The following is an 18100-nucleotide window of genomic DNA, read 5'->3' on the forward strand; positions in this document are numbered from 1 at the left end:
AACGGCGCCCAAGACAGGTTGCGGTGGGATTGAGTTCTGTCTTGGGATCAGACGCTATCAGCCCTTGCGGCCGTTGACGAGGTCGCTCTCGATCGAGAAGGGCGCACCGAGCCGGATCTTGTAGACCTCGTAGTTTTCCATGATCCGCTGCACGTAGTTGCGGGTCTCGGTGTAGGGAATGCGCTCGACCCAGTCGATCACCTGATCGAGCGACATGCCGCGCGGGTCGCCGAAGCGCTGGATCCATTCGCGGGCGCGGCGCGGGCCGGCATTGTAGGCGGCAAAGGTGAGAACGTAGGAGCCGTCGAAATTCTCGATCTGCTCGCCGAGGAATTGCGCGCCGAGCGTGGCGTTATAGCCCGGGTCGCTGGTCAGCCGCGTCGGCGAATAGGAGACGCCGATCTTGCGCGCCATGCTCTTGGCGGTGCCGGGCATCAGCTGGAGAAGGCCAAGGGCGCCTGCCGAGGAGCGGGCTTGCGGGTTGAAGCCGCTTTCCTGCCGAGCGATCGCATAGGCGAGAGCCTTGCCGGCGGCCGAGATGTGGGCGTCCGCCGGGATCACGCCGATCGGGAAGGCGAGTGCCGGCGCGTCGATGCCCCGCCAATAGGCGATCTTGCCGATCTGCAGGACGAGGTGGTGATCGCCGCGTCGTTCTGCCATGACCGACAAAAGAGCAAGTTCGCCCGGGCTCTGTAATTCGTGGGCAAGGCCCTGATAGAGCACGTCGGCGCGCCAGTCCGAGCCGATCTCTTGGAGCCGCTGAATGGCGCGCACCGCCTCGCGGGCGGCGAAATGCTGGCGCTCGGCTTGGTTCGGGCTCGGAAACTCGATCGCATGGGGCTGCCGGCCCAGGCGCGCCGCCGCGAGCTGGCCGTAGAACGTCGCCGCGTAATGCGCCGCGCGCTCGTAATAGGACCGGGCGTTACCGCCGCCGCCGGCCTCGGCGGAGCGGCCGAGCCAGTAATAGCCGCGCGACAGCGACAGCGGCTTGTTCGACATCTCGACGATGCGGGCGAAATGGCGGTGCGCGGTGCGCGGATCGGAAAGAAAGCGCAGCGCGATCCAGCCGGCGTGGAACTCCGCTTCCACCGCTTCGGCTGAATTGAGCGCCGAGTGTTCGGCCGCGATACGATAGGCGAGCTTCGGCTGGTTGCGGTCGAGGAGGTCGCGGGCGATGATCCGGCGCTCGTTCCACCAGGCGTCCGGATCGACGAGCGTATTCGGGTCGCGGCGGGCCTGAAGGAGAAGTTCGGCCGCCTTCTCCGGCTTGTCGTTCTTGCGGTAATATTCGACCAGCGCGAACAGGTAGCCCGGATCGGAGCGTTCGGCGCGCGGCACCAGCCCGAGCAGCTTATAGGTATTGTCCTGGCCTCGGATCGCGGCGGCGCGCGCGGAATAGAGCGCGCTCGCATGGGCGAGCTTGGCGACGTCCTTGGCGTCGCTGACCCGGTCGCGATAGAGCAGCATGTCCATCCGCCGCTTGTGATCGCTGGGGCCGAGCAGGGCGCCGAAGGTCGAGAGCATGGCGTTCTCGGTCTTGTCGTCCATGACCTCGGTGCGCCACTCCTTGGCGATCAGGCGTTTGGCCCGGCCGGCATCGCCGACCTGCAGATCGGCGCGGGCGAGCGCCATCGCGCCCTCGGGGCTTTCCGGCTCGCTGTTGGCAAAAGCCGCAAGCACCTCGCGCGCCGGGCGGTTCTCGCGCCAGATCGCCTTTTCGGAATTGATCCGCAGCTCTTTCATGCCCGGCCAGCCGCGGAGCGAGCGAGCGGCATTGGCAATCTCGATGGCGGGGACATCGTCGCCGCCGGTGAGCGCGATCGCCCAGGTCAGAATGTCCCGATCGAGCGACCCCGGCGTCATGCCCTCGCGAATCGCGCGGGCCTTGACGGCGTTGCGGTCGGACAGCGCCTGCAGACCGTCTTTCAGTTCGCCTTGAACCGGCTGCACCGGATCGAAACTCGGGCGCATCCCCGCGATCGACGCCGTGAAGGCGGTGGTGCTGGCCGGGACCTGTTCGGGGGGCTGACGAGGAACCGGAACCTCGATCGGCATCGGCGTCGGCATCGGGACGCGCGCCCCGAACCGGGCGGTGTCGAGCGACATGCCAGCCGCCATGCCGCCCGGACGCGCCGTCGGGACCGGGCCGAGCGTCGGCAACGCAGGCATCTCGGCAAGGGACGGTCCGGCCGAGACCGATAGGGACAGCGTCATTGTCAGGAGCATGGAAGCGCGTGGCAGTCTCGGCATGGACATCCTCATGGGGTGTCGAAATTTTGAAGGTGGCGCCGGGTCGGTCGTTCCGGCATGGTTTTCAAATCTCTCACGATTGCCCTTAAAGCCGTGTTACCGTGGGGTGTTTCGGCGGCCTTTCAACTTGCGGGCCCGGCTTGTTTCCGCTTTCCAGCTTCAATATGTTCGCGCCTCCAGCGCCAGTCTGTCGCCCTTCGCTACTGCCCGCCGCTCATCGGGGCCGAAGCTTTGGCGGGCGCAGACGCCAGGCGACTGGCTCGAACAATGACGATAATTCGGAACGGTGTCCGGATTGAGTGGGAGTGCAAGATGTTCAAGGGCTCGATTCCGGCGCTGGTGACGCCCTTCGGCGAGGATGGCGGATTTGCCGACGACGTCTTTGCCGAATTCGTCGAGTGGCAGATCGCGGAAGGCTCCAGCGGTCTGGTGCCGGTCGGCACCACGGGCGAAAGCCCGACGCTCAGCCATGACGAGCACAAGCAGGTGGTCGAGGCCTGCATCAAGGTCGCGGCCGGCCGCGTGCCGGTGATCGCCGGGGCGGGCTCGAACAACACCGACGAGGCGATCGATCTGGCCCGGTTTGCCGAAAGCGCCGGCGCCGACGCCCTTCTCGTTGTCACGCCCTATTACAACAAGCCGAACCAGCGCGGCCTCTATGCGCATTACGCCGCGATCGCCAAGGCGGTGTCACTGCCGATCCTGATCTACAACATACCGGGCCGCTCGCTAATCGACATGACACCGGAAACGATGGGCCGGCTCGCCGCCGATTTCAAGAACATCGTCGGCGTGAAGGATGCGACGGCGAAAGTCGATCGGGTGTCGGAGCAGCGCGCGACCTGCGGCACGGACTTCATCCAGCTATCGGGCGAGGACTCGACGGCTCTCGGCTTCAACGCCCATGGTGGCGTTGGCTGCATCTCGGTTACGGCGAATGTCGCGCCACGCTTGTGTGCTGATATGCAGGCGGCCTGCGCCAAGGGCGATTATGCCGCATCGGTTGAAATTCAGGATCGGCTGATGCCGCTGCATAAGGCGCTGTTCATCGAACCGAGCCCGACAGGCGTGAAATATGCCCTCGACAAGCTCGGCAAGGTCACCAATTCAGTGCGGCTGCCGCTGGTTTCGGTTGAGGCAGGGACCGCCGAGATCATCGATCGCGCGCTGCGCCACGCCGGTCTTATCAACTGACACGACGGGGCTGGCCGAAAGGCTCGCAACCGTTCGAAGCGCCCGAGCTGACAGTTACTGTCGCCGGTGCCAGACAGAGAGGATGTGCGCGCAACGCGCACCCAGTCGAACCATGGCCAAGAAGAAGCAGGCCGCGTCGAACATCGCGGCTGAAAACCGCAAGGCGCGATATAATTACGAGATCGTCGACACGCTCGAGGCCGGACTTGCGCTCACCGGCACCGAGGTGAAGTCGCTGCGCGGCGGCAAGGCATCGATCGCCGAAGCCTATGCGACCGAGGAAGAGGGCGAACTCTGGCTGATCAATTCCAACCTGCCGGAATATCTGCAGGCCAATCGCTTCAATCATAATCCGAAGCGCCGCCGCAAACTCCTGGTCCACCGCACGCAGCTCAATAAGCTCGCCGGGGCGGTGCAGCGCGACGGTATGACGCTGGTTCCGCTGAAGATCTATTTCAACGATCGCGGCGTCGCCAAGCTGGAGCTTGCCTTGGCCAAGGGCAAGAATGCCCCGGACAAGCGCGAGACCATCAAGGAGCGTGACTGGAATCGGCAGAAGCAGCGTCTGTTGAAAGAAAGCTGAGATCAGCGTTCGATGAAGGCCGCGGCCCTGGCGAACACCGCCTCGAACATGTCCGTCGTCAGCCGGCCGGTATTGGTGTTGTAGCGTGAGCAGTGATAGCTCGAAAACAGCCGCAGGCCGGCGAGATCGCTCGTTCCGCCATGGCGGAACGGATGGGCGGCGACGCGGCCGCCCAGTGCCCGTACAGTCGAATCATGGGCGATCTTGCCGAGCGTCACCACCGCACAGAGCCCCGGCAGCCGCGCGACCGTCGCCTTGAAGAAATCGCGGCAGGCGTTGACTTCGGCTCCGACCGGCTTGTTCTCCGGCGGCACGCAGCGCACCGCATTGGTGATCGCCACGCCCCGCAGTGCGAGCCCGTCGTCAGGGCGCGCCTCGAAGCGGTCGTTGGCCAATCCGTACTTCGCAAGGGTCGTATAAAGCAGATCGCCAGCATAATCGCCGGTGAACGGCCGGCCGGTTCGATTGGCGCCGCGCACACCCGGTGCAAGGCCGACGATCAGCAGCCGGACCGTGTTTTCGCCGTCTTGCGGCAGAAAGCTCGGCACTGGCGCATTGTGCCAATCGGGCTCGCGCTCGCGCCATTCCTGCCGAAAGGCCGCAAGGCGCGGGCAGAGCGGGCAATCGCGAGACGGCTCGGCGGGCGTTCCGGCAAAGGCCGGACGAAAGCCGCCTGAGCTGTCAGGCAAACGTTCCGAGGCGGTCATCGACGGCGTTGCTCAATAATCCTCGTCGTCATTGTCGGTGCGGCGGCCGGCCCGGGCTTCGCGTTCGGCTGGATTGCGGCCGACATCGTTGCGCAGGGTCACGATGTCGATGAAGTGGTCGGCCTGGCGCCGCAGATCGTCGGAGATCATCGGCGGCGACGAGGTGAGGGTCGAGACCACGGACACCTTGCGGCCTTTGCGTTGCAGCGCCTCGACCAGCGAGCGGAAGTCGCCGTCGCCGGAAAACAGCACGAAGTGATCGACGGTGTCGACCAGTTCCATGGCATCGATCGCGAGTTCGATATCCATGTTGCCCTTGATCTTGCGGCGACCGGTCTGGTCGGTGAATTCTTTCGCCGGCTTGGTGACGACTCGGTAGCCGTTGTAATCGAGCCAATCGATCAGCGGCCGGATCGACGAATATTCATTATCTTCAATCAATGCCGTGTAATAATAAGCTCTGAGAACATAGGCCTGACGTTGAAACCAGCTCAACATTTTCTTATAATCGATGTCGAAGCCGAGGTTTTTCGACGTGGCGTAGAGGTTGGCGCCATCAATAAAAAGGGCAATTTTTTCACGCTGATCAAACATCTTGATACAACTTCCATGAGAGAATGAGAAATGGCGTATACTGTGACGCCATCTTTTCGGCTTTCTTTGAAATGGAGCCTTGATCGCGCGCCGTAGCAGGTTTGAGGGGAGGGCGGCAAGCCTCCGAACTTAAGCGACAATAAATATTTCCGATCTGTGGCTTGCGAAATTTGACGAAAGATCTATCCAAATTGCGTTGATTGCGGATGCGGCCAACCGATGTGCCGCATCCCGTCATCACGATCGGGGCGCCGAAACGTCTTGTCTGTCTCGCCGATCAAATTGCCCGAAAATATGACGTCGCTCGCAAAGCCCTTGTGATGCAGCTGCGAAAGGTCTATGTGCGGGACTTCGCCACAGAATTCGCCAGTTTCAGGAGACAGGCATGGCCCGCGTCACCGTAGAGGATTGCGTCGACAAAGTTGAGAACCGTTTCGAACTGGTTCTCCTTGCCAGCCACAGGGCGCGTCAGATCTCTCAGGGGCAAAGCATAACCGTCGAGCGCGACAACGACAAGAATCCTGTCGTCGCGCTGCGCGAGATCGCCGACGAGACCCTTTCGCCGGGCGATCTCAAGGAAGACCTCATCCATTCGCTGCAGAAGCACGTCGAGGTGGACGAGCCGGAGCCGCGTCCCGACCAAGCCCAGCGCGACGAGAATCAGCGCCTCGTCGCCGCGGCCAATGCCGAGGTTCCGGCCGCCACCGAGCCGGCCGCCGAGGATGCCGAGCCGATGTCCTTCGACCGGATGTCGGAAGACGAGCTCCTGGCGGGCATCGAAGGCTTGGTTCCGCCGGAAAAAACCGACGATTATTGATCGGGCAGGGTGCGTGCACTACACCATTCTGCGCCGTTGAGATTATATTAGGAGGGCGTCGTCTCGTATGAGACGGCGCCCTTTTATCTTTCATCCGACAGAGATTTTCGCCAGACGCCCATGATGCGGCAATATGAACTCGTCGAGAAGGTCGCGGCCTACAAGCCCAATCTCGACGAAGCGCTTCTCAACCGAGCCTATGTCTACGCCATGCAGAAGCATGGCACGCAGAAGCGTGCGAGCGGCGATCCCTATTTCTCTCATCCGCTGGAAGTCGCGGCAATCCTGACCGAGCTGCATCTCGACGAGGCGACGATCGCCGTCGCGCTTTTGCACGACACGATCGAGGACACCGACGCGACGCGCAAGGAGATCGACCAGCTGTTCGGTCCGAAGATCGGCCAACTGGTGGAGGGTCTGACCAAGCTGAAGAAGCTGGACCTCGTCTCCAAGAGGGCGGCGCAGGCGGAAAATCTGCGCAAGTTGCTGCTTGCGATCGCCGACGACATCCGGGTTCTTTTGGTCAAGCTCGCCGATCGCCTGCACAATATGCGCACCCTCGGGCCGATGGCGCCGGAAAAGCGGGCTCGCATCGCCCAGGAGACGATGGACATCTATGCGCCTTTGGCCGGGCGCATGGGCATGCAGGATCTGCGCGACGAGCTGGAGTCGCTGGCCTTTCGGCACATCAATCTCGATGCTTTCGAGACCATCACCGCGCGCCTCGCCGAACTGCGCCAGCGCCATGCCGAAACGATTGCGGCGATCGAACGCGATCTGACCGCCAAGCTCAAGGAAAACGGCATCCACGCCACCGTCTACGGCCGGCAGAAGACCGCTCATTCGGTGTTTTCCAAGATGCAGCGCAAGGCGCTGTCGCTGGAACAGTTGTCGGACATTTTCGGCTTTCGGGTGATCGTCGACGACGAGGAGGCCTGCTACCAGACGCTCGGGATCGTCCACCGCAGCTGGCCGATGGTGCCGGGGCGGTTCAAGGACTACATTTCGATCCCTAAGCAGAACGACTACCGCTCGCTGCACACCACCATCGTCGGGCCGTCGCGCCAGCGCGTCGAGCTGCAGATCCGCACCCAGGAGATGCACGAGATCGCCGAATATGGTGTCGCCGCCCACACGCTTTACAAGGATGGCGCGCTGGGCGGTCCGGTGCCTCTGTCGAAAGACTCCAACGCTTACGGTTGGCTGCGGCGCACGATCGAGCTTCTGGCCGCTGGCGACAGTGCCGAAGAGTTTCTCGAGCACACCAAGCTCGAACTCTTCCAGGATCAGGTCTTCTGCTTCACGCCGAAGGGACGGCTGATCGCCTTGCCGCGCGGCGCGACGCCGATCGACTTTGCCTATGCCGTCCACAGCGAGGTCGGCGACAATTGCGTCGGCTGCAAGATCGACGGCCGCATCATGCCGGTGGTGACCGAACTCGCCAATGGCGACGAGGTCGAGATCATCACCGCCAAGGGCCAGACGCCGCCGCAGGCCTGGGAGAACATCGCGGTGACCGGCAAGGCGCGGGCGGCGATCCGCCGGGCCTCGCGAACCTCGATTCGCAAGCAATATTCCGGCGTCGGCCAGCAGATCCTCGATCGCACCTTCACCCGCGCCGGCAAGACCTTTTCGCGCGACGCCTTGAAGCCGCTGGTCGGCAAGCTCGGACACCGCGAGGTCGACGACGCGCTCGCCGCCGTCGGGCGAGGTGAGTTGAAACCGGCGGACGTGTTGCGGGCGGCCTTCCCAGATTATCAGGAAAGCCGCGCGGCACGGGCACCGGAAAAGGGCGAGGACGAGGGCTGGTTCAACCTGCGCACCGCCGCCGGCATGATTTTTCGTATGCCGGGGCGCACCAAGGCGAAGCCGCGCAAGAATGGCAATCCGATCCCGATCCGCGGCGCCGGCGACGATATGCCGGTGCATTTCGGACCGGATGGGGCCGTCCCGGGCGATCGCATCGTCGGCATCATCGAGCCCGGCAAGGGCATCATCATCTATCCGATCCAGTCGCCGGCGCTCACCGCCTATGACGATGAGCCGGATCGCTGGATCGACGTGCGCTGGGACATCGACGAGGCGATGAGCGAGCGTTTTCCGGCCCGCATCATGCTGTCGGCGCGTAACGAGCCGGGCTCGCTCGCCGAAATCGCCGAGACGATCGCCATCAACGACGCCAATATCCACACCCTTTCGATGGTCTCGACGGCCCACGACTTCACCAAGATGGTCATCGAACTGGAGGTCTGGGACCTGCAGCATCTGACCGAAACATTGCGGCAGCTGCGCGCCAAGCCGTGCGTTTCGGAGGTGTGGCGGGTGAATGGCTGAGGGCAAGGCCGGCGGGGCGGCTTGAAGCGCGCGCGTCTTGCCTCTACCGAAGGGGCGAGACGAACCGGGCGGAGCGGCGCGAAGATCATGACGAACGAAGACGTCCTCGACATTTTTCGGCAGGCGGGCGCCTATCTCGAAGGCCATTTCATCCTGACATCGGGCCTGCGCAGCCCGATCTTCCTGCAGAAGGCGCGGGTGTTCATGCATCCGCATCTGACCGAAAATCTTTGTCAGGCGCTGGCCGAGCGCATCCGGGCCGAGACCGAGGGCGCGATCGACTTCGTGGTCGGCCCGGCGGTCGGCGGCCTGATCCCCGCCTATGAAACGTCCCGCCATCTTGGCGCGCCGGCGATCTGGGTGGAGCGGGAGAACGGCGTCTTCCGGCTGCGGCGGTTTGAGATCGAACCGGGCGCGCGGGTGGTGATCGTCGAGGACATCGTGACCACCGGCCTTTCGATCCGCGAGACGGTCACCTGTCTGCAAGAGCTCGGAGCCGAGGTCGTGGCGGCCGCGTGCATTATCGATCGTTCGGCCGGCAAGGCTGATGTCGGCGTGCCGCTGATTGCGCTGGCGGAATACGAGGTGCCGGCCTATCCGGCCGATGCTCTGCCGCCCGAACTGGCCGCGATCCCGGCGGTCAAGCCCGGCAGTCGTTCGCTGTAGCGCGAATTGGCCGAGCGCGCTTCGGCCTCGGATCGGCCATCCCTTGCGCGAAAATCGCACCGAATGCGGCGCCGTGGTCGAATCACCGCCCGCATCGTCCTATCTATGACGCAGCCGTAACGGACGCCGGCAATGGCCCGGAGATCCGTAGCAATTTCGCTGCGGCAAGCATTTCGACCGGACGAGGCTTCAATCCGCTCGTTCTGTCTCGGGAGACTTCGACGGCCATGTTGTTTCGGCGTCGCGAACCGGAAAGCCGGTGGGCGCGATTTCTTACTTTCCTCTGGCCGCGCCGGTCGTTCCGGCGCTCCTATCGCTATTTCCTCAAACGGGTGATCCGTCTCGATGCCGAACCGCACGCGGTCGCGGCAGGCTTTGCCGCCGGCGTCATCGCGTCTTTCACGCCGTTTGTCGGCTTTCATTTCATCATGGCGTTTGCGATCGCCTTCATTCTCGCCGGCAACATGGCGGCGGCCGCGCTCGGCACTGCGGTCGGCAATCCGGCCACCTTTCCTTTTATCTGGGGCGCGACCTATGAACTCGGCCGCTATCTGACCGAAAAGAGCCCCGGTCGCCTGCCGCAGCCGATGGCGCTCGAATCCTCGCTGTCGCCCTGGAACCTCTTCGCCATCTGGGAACCGGTGGTCAAACCCATGCTGATCGGCTCGATCCCGCTTGGCCTCGTCGCCGGGGGGATTTCCTACGGTATCGTGCGCGCGGCGGTGACGAGTTTTCAGGCGCATCGCCGGCGGCGGATCCTGGCCGGCCGCAGAGCGCCGGACCAAGCCGGTGAAACCATTGTCGGCAAGCTCGCCGGCCCCGGTAAGCCATAGGCGTCTCACGCAATCGTCACGCCTCGCGTCACCTCTGTGAAAGTTTAGGCGTCTCGGCGTTGCGGCGAAGCCGGCGAGTGGTTAGAAGGCGCTTTGCGGCGCTGCCGCATCGACAGGCGAACAGGCGAAAAAGAGATTGCGATGGTCGATCAGGCCGAACGACGGGATCAGGGCGGCTTCGGCGAGACCGTCAAGGTCATCATTCAGGCTCTCATCCTCGCCCTCGTCATTCGAACCTTTCTCTTTCAGCCCTTCTCTATTCCTTCCGGATCGATGATGCCGACGCTTCTCGTCGGCGACTATCTGTTCGTCTCGAAATGGAGCTACGGCTTTTCGAAATATTCGTTCCCGTTCTCGCCGGATCTGTTCGAGGGGCGCATCCTCTCCTCGCAGCCCCATCGCGGCGATGTCGTTGTGTTCCGCAAGCCGAACGAGGTCGATGTCGACTATATCAAGCGCTTGGTCGGACTGCCCGGCGACCACATCCAGGTGCGCAACGACATCTTCTATCTGAACGGCAAGCCGGTGCCGCGCCAGCCGGCGGGCGAATTCACCTTCGAGGACGGCACCAAGGCCAAGCAGTATCGCGAAACGCTGCCGAATGGCGTCTCCTACATCACCCTCGATCTGACGCCGGATTCGGCCGGCGACAACACCCGCGAATTCGTCGTGCCGCCGGGCCACTATTTCATGATGGGCGACAATCGCGACAACTCGCTCGATAGCCGCTTCGACGTCGGGTACGTGCCGTTCGAAAATCTCGTCGGCAAGGCGCGGATCATCTTCTTCTCGATCAAGGACGACGTCTCGCCGCTCGAGATCTGGAATTGGCCGAGCGACCTGCGGCCGAGCCGCTTCTTCACATGGCTCGGGTAAAGCGAGAAAAGTCACTCGATGCGCTCGAAAAGACGATCGGTGTTCCGATCCGCGACAAGGAGCGCTTCGAACGGGCGCTGACCCATGCCAGTCTGCAGGGCGAGGGCGCGACGAAAAGCTATGAACGGCTGGAGTTTCTCGGCGATCGCGTGCTCGGCCTGATCATCGCCGAGCGCTTGTTCACGCAGTTTCCCGATGCCGATGAGGGCGAGCTGTCGCTGCGGCTGAATGCGCTGGTCAGTGCCGAGGCCTGTGCGGCGATCGCCGACGCGATCGGGCTCTTTGATTACGTTCGTCAGGGCAGCGACCTGAAGAAGCTGAAGTCCGAGCGCACCAAGAGCATTCGCGCTGATCTCGTCGAATCCCTGATCGCCGCCATTTATCTGGTCGAAGGGCTGGAAACGGCGCGCGACTTCGTCATCCGCCAGTGGGGCGACCGGCTGGATGCCGACGTGACGGCGAGGCGCGATCCGAAGACGGCGCTGCAGGAATGGGCTCATCGCAATGGCCCGACGCCGCCGCGCTATGAGATGATCGGCCGCTCGGGCCCGGACCATGAGCCGCAGTTCACCATTCGCGTGACCGTCGAGGGTCTGGCGCCCGGCGAGGGGCACGGGCGCTCGAAACGAATTGCAGAACAGGAAGCAGCCGCCGCGGTGTTGCGGCGGGAAGGTGTCTGGAAGGACGAGGATTGAGCGATAACGACGATCACGGTTCGGCTGCGGCCGAGAACGGCGACCATACCAGTCCCGTTACCAATGACGGGCGCCATTCCGGCTTCGTGGCCCTGATCGGCGCGCCGAACGCCGGCAAGTCGACCCTCGTCAATCAGCTCGTCGGCACCAAGGTTTCGATTGTCACCCACAAGGTGCAGACGACCCGGGCCCTGGTGCGCGGAATTGCCATCCATCGCAACGCCCAGATCGTCTTCGTCGACACGCCGGGCGTCTTCAAGCCGAAGCGCCGGCTCGATCGGGCGATGGTGCGCACCGCCTGGTCGGGCGCCAAGGACGCCGACATCGTCATGGCGATCGTCGACTCCGAGCGCGGCGTCAACGAGGATGTCGAGCGGGTTCTCGAGCGGCTGAAGGAAGCCCGCGCCACCAAGGTGCTGCTTTTCAACAAGGTGGACCAGATCAAGCGCGACAAGCTGCTTGGCCTCACCCAGGAGATCACCGAGAAAGTCGCGTTCGATAAGGTGTTCATGATCTCCGCGCTGAACGGGTCCGGCTGCGCCGACCTGATGGACTGGCTGGCCGAGACGCTGCCCGAGGGGCCCTGGTATTATCCCGAGGATCAGGTTTCCGACCTGCCGCTGCGCCAGCTCTCGGCGGAGATCACCCGCGAAAAACTCTATCTCAGGCTCCATCAGGAGCTGCCTTATGCGTCCCATGTCGAAACGGAATTATGGGAAACCCGCCCCGACGGTTCGGCTCGGATCGAGCAGACGATCTATGTCGAGCGGGAGAGCCAGAAGCGCATCGTGCTCGGCCACAAGGGCGAGACCATCAAGGCGATCGGCCAGGCGGCGCGCAAGGACATCATGGAAGCCGCGGATCAGAAGGTTCATCTCTTCTTGTTCGTGAAGGTGCGCGAGAATTGGGGCGACGACCCCGAGCGCTATCGTGAGATGGGGCTCGATTTTTCGAGCTGAGCACCAGGCTCGAGGCTGGTGCATTGAATCAAAGGATGAAAGCCTGCTTCCGGCACAAGGTGCCTGGGAGCGACGGCGAAAGAGCGGTGGATGGAGTGGCGTGAGGAGGCGATCGTTCTCGGCGTCCGGCGTCATGGCGAATCGAGCGTCATCGCCGAGGTGATGACCCGCGCCCGAGGCCGCCATCTCGGCATCGTGCGGGGCGGGCGCTCGCGCCATCAGCAGCCGGTTCTGCAGCCCGGCAATACCGTCGCCGCCCATTGGCGGGCCAGGCTGCACGAGCATATGGGTACTTTCGTCCTGGAGCCGGTGACGCTGCGGGCCGCGACCTTGATCGAGAGCGCCGCCGCCTTGAACGCGATCCAGCTCGCCGCGGCTCATTTGCGGCTGTTGCCGGAGCGCGATCCGCATCCCCGCCTCTTCGACGGGCTTGCCGTCATCATCGAACATCTCGCCGCGCCGCAGACCGCCGCCGCCTTGATGCTGCGTTTCGAGATCGCGCTGTTGGAGGAACTCGGCTTCGGTCTGGATCTCAGCCAATGCGCGGCCACCGGCCAGAGCCACGATCTCGTCTATGTCTCGCCGAAGACCGGCCGCGCGGTCAGCCGCGAGGCGGGAGCGCCCTGGCACGACAAGCTTTTGAAGCTGCCGGCGTTTCTGGTCGAGGCCGAGGGTGAGGAAAGCGCTGCCGAGATCGCGGCCGCCTTTCAAATGACCGGCTATTTTCTCGCCCGCAACGTCTTCGACCCGCGCGGCATCAAGGAGCCCGAGTCGCGTCTCGGCCTGCTCGCAGCGCTCGCCAAGGGGCCGGCGACGCCCCGCGCTTCGGACGCGGATCGGCAGTAAACCGGTGGTTCACGGTCGGCAGGACGTTGCCCGGCCGGCCGCATTCCGCTGATGGACGTGTCTGCCCTTCCGCTCGCGCTTGCGAGCGGATAGAAGGCCGAACGACGAAAATGCGGACGAAACGCGTGGAACGATACGAAACGATTGCCGATCTTCGAGCATCGCTCGCGCCGGCTCGGCGGGCGGAGCACAGTATTGGTGTGGTGCCGACCATGGGCTATCTGCATGCCGGCCATCTGGAGCTTGTCCGCCGCGCCCGCGCCGAGACCGATGTCGTCGTCGTGACAATCTTCGTCAATCCGACGCAATTCGGCGAGAACGATGACTTCGCCAATTATCCCCGCAACATGGAGCGCGATCTGGCGCTTCTGCGGCAAGCAGGGGTCGACGCCGTCTTTACGCCGTCTGTCGCCGAGATGTATCCGGCGCCGCTGCAGACCGCGATCGCTCTGAAGCCGCTTGGCGACATGCTGATCGGCACGGTTCGGCCCGGTCATTTCACTGGGGTCGCGACGGTGGTCGCCAAGCTGTTCAACATCACCCAGCCGACCCGAGCCTATTTCGGCGAAAAGGATTTTCAGCAGCTCGCCGTCATCCGGCGGATGGTGGCGGATCTCGATATCCCGGTCGAGATCGTCGGCGTGCCGACGGTGCGAGAGGCCGATGGTCTGGCCATGTCCTCGCGCAATGTCCGTCTGTCGCCGCAAGACCGTGTGGCGGCGCGGGTGCTGTCGGCGGCTTTGCGCGAGGGCGCGGCGATGATCGCGGCGGGGGAGCGCGATCCGCAGCGGGTGCTGGCGGTGCTGGAGGAGATGATCGCCGCCGAACCCGGCGTCTTGCTGCGCTCGCTCGACATTGGCGATGCAGCGGATCTGGCCGCGATCGCGACCATCGATCGGCCGGTCGTGTTGCTGGTGACGGCAATGGTTGGCCCGGTTCTGTTGATCGACCAGCAAGAAGCATGGCCGAAGGCCGGCAGGGAGGAAAGCCGATGAGCGCGCAAAACACCGGCAGGCGGCGGACGGCGCCGGACATCCTCGCCCGCAAGGGGGGCGAGCCGATCGTCTCTCTCACCTGCTACAACGCTGCTTTCGCGCCCTTCGTCGATCCGTTGGTCGACTTCATTCTCGTCGGCGACAGCCTCGCCATGGTCGAGCACGGCATGGACTCGACACTCGGGGTGAGCCTCGATCTGATGATCGCCCACGGCAAGGCGGTGGTGCGCTCGACGTCGCAGGCGCTGATCGTCGTCGACATGCCTTTCGGCTCGTACGAAGCCTCGAAGGAAGAGGCGTTTCGCGCCGCCGCGCGCCTGATGGCCGAGACCGGCTGCGGCGCCGTCAAGCTGGAGGGCGGCGCCCCGATGGCCGAGACCATCGCCTTTCTGGCCGCGCGCGGCATTCCGGTGATGGCCCATATCGGCCTGACGCCTCAGGCGGTGAACGCACTCGGCGGGTTCAAGAGCCAGGGCCACGACGCCGTGGCCCGCGACAAGATCCTCGGCGATGCGATCGCCGTGGCCGAGGCGGGGGCCTTTGCCGTCGTCGTCGAAGGCGTCGTTGCGCCGCTTGGCGACGAGATCACCGCCAAAATCGCGATCCCGACCATCGGCATCGGCGCCTCAGCGGGCTGCGACGGTCAGGTTCTGGTGATCAACGACATGCTCGGCCTCACCGACCGCGTGCCGCGCTTCGTCAAGCGGTTCGGCAATGTCGGCCAGGCGGTGACCGACGCGGTCTCGGCCTATGCCGACGACGTTCGGGCGCGGCGTTTTCCGGGGCAAGAGCATACCTATAAGCCGCGTGGCTGAGGGGCGGCGATCGGCTCGGCTGGCGGTCGCGACGCGGGCACGCGATGCATTGGCGGTTCACCGCAAACGCACCGCCGTCAATCTCAAATCGACCGCTGGTTCACCCGCCGCGACAGCTCTTCGGCTGTCTCCACCCGTTCCGAATAGCGATCGGTGAGGACCGGAGAGCGGCTGCGGGTCAGATAGGTGAATTTCACCAGCTCTTCGCAGACATCGACGATGCGGTCGTAGAAGGCCGAGGGTTTCATCCGACCGGCATCATCAAATTCGGTGAAGGCTTTCGGCACCGAGGACTGGTTGGGGATCGTCACCATCCGCATCCAGCGGCCAAGCACCCGCAGCTGGTTGACGGCGTTGAAGCTTTGGGAACCGCCGGAGACCTGCATTACCGCCAGCGTCTTGCCCTGGGTCGGCCGGACCGCGCCGGAAGACAACGGAATCCAGTCGATCTGTGCCTTCATGATGCCGGTCATCGCGCCATGGCGCTCCGGGCTGACCCAGACCATCCCCTCGCACCACGCCGCCAGATCGCGCAGCTCACGCACCTTCGGATGGTCGGGCCCGGCCGCATCGGGCAGCGGCAGATCGCGTGGATCGAAGCTCTTGACCTCGCAGCCATAGGCGGTGAGCAGCCGGCCGGCCTCTTCGGCGACGAGACGCGAATAGGAGCGTTCGCGCAGCGAGCCATGGAGCGCCAGAATGCGCGGCGGGTGACCGGGGTCGTCTGGCGCCGCAAAGGCTGCCGGGTCGATCAAACGAAAGGCCTCGGCGTTGATATTGGGCAAATCGGCGAGGACTTGGGGGAGGGTATCGGTCATTGTGGTGTCTTTGGCGGAACGATCTCGCCGTCTTCCTTGGCAAAGGCTCCGATCTCCGGATTGGGCAGGATTTCCAGCACCTTTTCCGATGGCCGGCAAAGCCGGACGCCTTTCTCGGTGATGACGATCGGCCGGTTGATCAGGATCGGATGTTCCATCATCGCCTGGAGCAGCTCCTCATCCGACAGCTTGTCGTCGTCGAGGCCGAGCTCGTGATAGGGCGTGCCCTTTTCGCGCATGATGTCGCGGGGTTTCAGGCCCATCATGTCGAGCAGCTCGATCAGCGTTTCGCGGCTCGGCGGCGTCTTCAGATATTCGATGATTTTTGGCTCTTCGCCGGATTGGCGGATCATCGCCAAAGTGTTGCGCGAGGTGCCGCATTGCGGATTGTGATAGATGGTGACGGGCATGATGTTGGTCTCTTCAACGATGAATGGGCTTAGTCGGCCGCTTGTCGCATGGCTGAACGGATCGTCAGCCGTGTGCCCGGATTGAGCAGCCAGCCGAACAATGCGACGGCGATGACGGCGCCCAAGCACTCGGCCAGCGCGAAGGCCGGAACGTCGATCGGCCGAATGCCGGAAAAGCTGTCGGTGAAGGCACGCGCCAGTGCCACGGCCGGATTGGCGAAGCTCGTCGAGGCGGTAAACCAATAGGCGGCGGTGATGTAGAGGCCGACGAGCCAGGGAATCGCGCGGTTGTCGAAGCGCAGGCCGCCGAGGATGACGCCGACGAGGCCGAAGGTCGCGACGATCTCCGCAAACCATTGCGCCGGGCCGGTGCGGGCATGGGCGGAGAGGGCGAGCGGGGCCAAATCGAACATCAGGTGCGCAGCAATCGTGCCGGCGATGCCACCGAGGATCTGGGCCATCCCGTAGCGCCACGATTCGCCGGAGCCGATGGCGCCGCGCAGCCACATGGCAAGGGTCACGGCCGGGTTGAAATGGGCGCCCGAGATCGGTCCGAGAATGGTGATAAGGACGACGAGGATCGCGCCCGTCGGCAACGTGTTGCCGAGGAGGGCGAGGGCGGTGTCGCCCGTCAGCCGCTCGGCCATGATGCCTGAGCCGACCACGGTGGCGACGAGAAGCCCGGTGCCGAGCGCTTCGGCGGTCAGGCGGCGGGGCAGATCGAAAGAGGGGACGTCGGTCATGACGGTGTCTTTGCTGGACGATGAGCGGGATCGGCGATGGAGCAGCAGCCGCTTGCGCCAACGCCGCAGATCTCTGGATGGCCGCCGCAGCAATCCTCGGCCAGGAAGGCGAGCAACGCCCGCATCGCCTCGAACCGCACCGCGTATCGCACCTGTCGGCCCTCGCGCCAGGAATGGGTCAGGCCGCCACGGTCGAGGCCCGCGAGATGAAAGCTCATCCGCGTCGGCATGACCGACAGTGCCTCGGCGATGGCGCCGGAGGGCAGGCCGCTCGGTCCAGCCTTCATCAACAGCCGAAACGCCCGGAGGCGGTCGGCATGGGCAAGGGCAGACAGGGCAGCAACGGCGATCCGATCATCCATAATTGCAATTATACAAGGATTATTGGATAATGCAATCGACCGATTTGCCTCACTTCGAGGTCTTGCCGCCGCGTTTGCCGATGGTCTGGCCCCGTGTACGAGACATTCGACACGGTCGAACGTCGGATCGGTGATCGATGATGCCGTTCTAGCTGTCGAAAAGGCGGAGCGTTTTGAGCCTGATCTTCATCGCCGCCGGCGAAACCGAGAATTGCCGGGCCATCACTTCGGGATCTGGGTCCTTCTGCCAAAGAGCGGTGATCCGAGACTTCGGCATGAGGATCTGCGCGGCCAATTTATTGGCTTGCACCTCATGGGCCTCGCTGAACGGCTCCGAAGGGTTCTTCGCGCCGCCGAACAAGCGATCCAGATGTCCGTGCTCGTCGATAAGATCACGGTGCAGCAGAAAATGCGCCAGTTCGTGGGCCGCTGTGAAGCGGCGCCGCTGCGGGCCTTCGTTGGCGTTGACGAGAACTTCGTATTTGCCGTCTTTCGCTCGTCGAATTTGACCTGACTCGGATTCCGGAAGATCGGCGGTCATATAGCGCACGCCGAGCTCGCTCAGGATCCGTTCCGGATCCACCGGCGGCTCGCTCATATGCC

General features: G+C 63.9%; 20 protein-coding genes. 12 read left to right on the forward strand and 8 right to left on the reverse strand.

Features of this window, described 5'->3' with window-relative positions; translation table 11 throughout:
• Positions 1-57 precede the first annotated feature (57 nt).
• On the reverse strand, positions 58-2250 hold the full coding sequence (locus J1C48_RS11500; protein ID WP_231081735.1) for a lytic transglycosylase domain-containing protein: 2193 nt from the start codon (positions 2248-2250) through the stop codon (positions 58-60).
• A gap of 312 nt (positions 2251-2562) precedes the next feature.
• Between J1C48_RS11500 and dapA the strand changes: the two genes are divergently transcribed.
• Together dapA and smpB are read left to right on the forward strand one after the other, a co-directional pair.
• Positions 2563-3444: a 4-hydroxy-tetrahydrodipicolinate synthase gene (gene dapA / locus J1C48_RS11505; protein WP_207257999.1), complete on the forward strand. Its 882-nt coding sequence runs from the start codon at positions 2563-2565 to the stop codon at positions 3442-3444.
• Positions 3445-3556: 112 nt separating this feature from the next.
• Positions 3557-4027: an SsrA-binding protein SmpB gene (smpB, locus tag J1C48_RS11510; protein WP_207258000.1), complete on the forward strand. Its 471-nt coding sequence runs from the start codon at positions 3557-3559 to the stop codon at positions 4025-4027.
• Positions 4028-4029: 2 nt separating this feature from the next.
• Here smpB and J1C48_RS11515 read toward each other — a convergent pair whose 3' ends face one another.
• A complete protein-coding gene (locus tag J1C48_RS11515) occupies positions 4030-4734 on the reverse strand; it encodes a uracil-DNA glycosylase (RefSeq protein WP_207258001.1) in 705 nt (234 codons plus the stop codon).
• Positions 4735-4746: 12 nt separating this feature from the next.
• On the reverse strand, positions 4747-5328 hold the full coding sequence (locus J1C48_RS11520) for a LabA-like NYN domain-containing protein (RefSeq protein WP_207258002.1): 582 nt from the start codon (positions 5326-5328) through the stop codon (positions 4747-4749).
• A gap of 385 nt (positions 5329-5713) precedes the next feature.
• Here J1C48_RS11520 and rpoZ point away from each other — a divergent pair, with 385 nt between their 5' ends.
• The 10 genes from rpoZ to panB all read left to right on the forward strand — a co-directional run bounded on the left by rpoZ (position 5714) and on the right by panB (position 15164).
• On the forward strand, positions 5714-6145 hold the full coding sequence (rpoZ, locus tag J1C48_RS11525) for a DNA-directed RNA polymerase subunit omega (RefSeq protein WP_207258003.1): 432 nt from the start codon (positions 5714-5716) through the stop codon (positions 6143-6145).
• A 120-nt stretch (positions 6146-6265) separates the two neighbouring features.
• Positions 6266-8479, forward strand: a complete 2214-nt coding sequence (locus J1C48_RS11530; RefSeq protein WP_207258004.1) for a RelA/SpoT family protein — start codon at positions 6266-6268, stop codon at positions 8477-8479.
• Between the two features lie 87 nt (positions 8480-8566).
• Positions 8567-9145 (forward strand): orotate phosphoribosyltransferase, encoded by a 579-nt coding sequence (gene pyrE / locus J1C48_RS11535; protein WP_207258005.1) that lies wholly within the window; start codon positions 8567-8569, stop codon positions 9143-9145.
• A 227-nt stretch (positions 9146-9372) separates the two neighbouring features.
• Positions 9373-9978: a DUF2062 domain-containing protein gene (locus J1C48_RS11540; protein ID WP_207258006.1), complete on the forward strand. Its 606-nt coding sequence runs from the start codon at positions 9373-9375 to the stop codon at positions 9976-9978.
• Between the two features lie 141 nt (positions 9979-10119).
• A complete protein-coding gene (lepB, locus tag J1C48_RS11545; protein WP_207258007.1) occupies positions 10120-10854 on the forward strand; it encodes a signal peptidase I in 735 nt (244 codons plus the stop codon).
• Entirely contained in the window at positions 10842-11549 is a 708-nt protein-coding gene (gene rnc, locus J1C48_RS11550) for a ribonuclease III (protein ID WP_207258008.1), read from the forward strand. Before lepB ends, rnc begins: the two co-directional genes overlap by 13 nt.
• An 86-nt stretch (positions 11550-11635) precedes the next feature.
• Entirely contained in the window at positions 11636-12508 is an 873-nt protein-coding gene (gene era / locus J1C48_RS11555) for a GTPase Era (protein WP_231081748.1), read from the forward strand.
• A 90-nt stretch (positions 12509-12598) separates the two neighbouring features.
• Positions 12599-13354: a DNA repair protein RecO gene (gene recO, locus J1C48_RS11560; protein ID WP_207258010.1), complete on the forward strand. Its 756-nt coding sequence runs from the start codon at positions 12599-12601 to the stop codon at positions 13352-13354.
• Between the two features lie 125 nt (positions 13355-13479).
• A complete protein-coding gene (gene panC, locus J1C48_RS11565) occupies positions 13480-14349 on the forward strand; it encodes a pantoate--beta-alanine ligase (RefSeq protein WP_231081736.1) in 870 nt (289 codons plus the stop codon).
• On the forward strand, positions 14346-15164 hold the full coding sequence (gene panB / locus J1C48_RS11570) for a 3-methyl-2-oxobutanoate hydroxymethyltransferase (protein ID WP_207258012.1): 819 nt from the start codon (positions 14346-14348) through the stop codon (positions 15162-15164). The genes panC and panB overlap by 4 nt, the downstream gene beginning before the upstream one ends.
• A gap of 83 nt (positions 15165-15247) precedes the next feature.
• Here the strand turns inward: panB and arsH are convergent, their stop codons facing one another.
• From arsH to J1C48_RS11595, 5 genes are all read right to left on the reverse strand, one after another.
• Positions 15248-15982, reverse strand: coding sequence for an arsenical resistance protein ArsH (gene arsH, locus J1C48_RS11575; protein ID WP_207258013.1), 735 nt, complete (start codon positions 15980-15982; stop codon positions 15248-15250).
• A complete protein-coding gene (gene arsC / locus J1C48_RS11580; RefSeq protein WP_207258014.1) occupies positions 15979-16392 on the reverse strand; it encodes an arsenate reductase (glutaredoxin) in 414 nt (137 codons plus the stop codon). The genes arsH and arsC overlap by 4 nt, the downstream gene beginning before the upstream one ends.
• Positions 16393-16421: 29 nt before the next feature.
• On the reverse strand, positions 16422-17135 hold the full coding sequence (locus tag J1C48_RS11585) for an aquaporin (protein ID WP_207258015.1): 714 nt from the start codon (positions 17133-17135) through the stop codon (positions 16422-16424).
• Positions 17132-17497 carry an ArsR/SmtB family transcription factor gene (locus J1C48_RS11590; protein ID WP_231081737.1) on the reverse strand — a complete coding sequence of 122 codons (366 nt, stop codon included), beginning with the start codon at positions 17495-17497 and terminating at the stop codon, positions 17132-17134. Before J1C48_RS11590 ends, J1C48_RS11585 begins: the two co-directional genes overlap by 4 nt.
• A 148-nt stretch (positions 17498-17645) precedes the next feature.
• Positions 17646-18095: an ImmA/IrrE family metallo-endopeptidase gene (locus J1C48_RS11595; protein ID WP_207258016.1), complete on the reverse strand. Its 450-nt coding sequence runs from the start codon at positions 18093-18095 to the stop codon at positions 17646-17648.
• Positions 18096-18100 lie beyond the last annotated feature (5 nt).

Origin of the sequence: Jiella flava, assembly GCF_017349315.1 — a bacterium.
Lineage (GTDB): Bacteria > Pseudomonadota > Alphaproteobacteria > Rhizobiales > Rhizobiaceae > Jiella > Jiella flava.

What these genes read in the sequence shown, in the direction of transcription:
- recO (WP_207258010.1), top strand. Translation starts at nt 12,599, where the DNA reads ATGGAGTGGCGTGAGGAGGCGATCGTTCTCGGCGTCCGGCGTCATGGC.
- panB (WP_207258012.1), top strand. Translation starts at nt 14,346, where the DNA reads ATGAGCGCGCAAAACACCGGCAGGCGGCGGACGGCGCCGGACATCCTC.
- J1C48_RS11500 (WP_231081735.1), bottom strand. Translation starts at nt 2,250, where the DNA reads ATGCCGAGACTGCCACGCGCTTCCATGCTCCTGACAATGACGCTGTCC.
- J1C48_RS11530 (WP_207258004.1), top strand. Translation starts at nt 6,266, where the DNA reads ATGATGCGGCAATATGAACTCGTCGAGAAGGTCGCGGCCTACAAGCCC.
- J1C48_RS11540 (WP_207258006.1), top strand. Translation starts at nt 9,373, where the DNA reads ATGTTGTTTCGGCGTCGCGAACCGGAAAGCCGGTGGGCGCGATTTCTT.
- J1C48_RS11590 (WP_231081737.1), bottom strand. Translation starts at nt 17,497, where the DNA reads ATGGATGATCGGATCGCCGTTGCTGCCCTGTCTGCCCTTGCCCATGCC.
- smpB (WP_207258000.1), top strand. Translation starts at nt 3,557, where the DNA reads ATGGCCAAGAAGAAGCAGGCCGCGTCGAACATCGCGGCTGAAAACCGC.
- dapA (WP_207257999.1), top strand. Translation starts at nt 2,563, where the DNA reads ATGTTCAAGGGCTCGATTCCGGCGCTGGTGACGCCCTTCGGCGAGGAT.
- arsH (WP_207258013.1), bottom strand. Translation starts at nt 15,982, where the DNA reads ATGACCGATACCCTCCCCCAAGTCCTCGCCGATTTGCCCAATATCAAC.
- pyrE (WP_207258005.1), top strand. Translation starts at nt 8,567, where the DNA reads ATGACGAACGAAGACGTCCTCGACATTTTTCGGCAGGCGGGCGCCTAT.
- rnc (WP_207258008.1), top strand. Translation starts at nt 10,842, where the DNA reads ATGGCTCGGGTAAAGCGAGAAAAGTCACTCGATGCGCTCGAAAAGACG.
- arsC (WP_207258014.1), bottom strand. Translation starts at nt 16,392, where the DNA reads ATGCCCGTCACCATCTATCACAATCCGCAATGCGGCACCTCGCGCAAC.
- J1C48_RS11515 (WP_207258001.1), bottom strand. Translation starts at nt 4,734, where the DNA reads ATGACCGCCTCGGAACGTTTGCCTGACAGCTCAGGCGGCTTTCGTCCG.
- lepB (WP_207258007.1), top strand. Translation starts at nt 10,120, where the DNA reads ATGGTCGATCAGGCCGAACGACGGGATCAGGGCGGCTTCGGCGAGACC.
- J1C48_RS11585 (WP_207258015.1), bottom strand. Translation starts at nt 17,135, where the DNA reads ATGACCGACGTCCCCTCTTTCGATCTGCCCCGCCGCCTGACCGCCGAA.
- rpoZ (WP_207258003.1), top strand. Translation starts at nt 5,714, where the DNA reads ATGGCCCGCGTCACCGTAGAGGATTGCGTCGACAAAGTTGAGAACCGT.
- J1C48_RS11520 (WP_207258002.1), bottom strand. Translation starts at nt 5,328, where the DNA reads ATGTTTGATCAGCGTGAAAAAATTGCCCTTTTTATTGATGGCGCCAAC.
- J1C48_RS11595 (WP_207258016.1), bottom strand. Translation starts at nt 18,095, where the DNA reads ATGAGCGAGCCGCCGGTGGATCCGGAACGGATCCTGAGCGAGCTCGGC.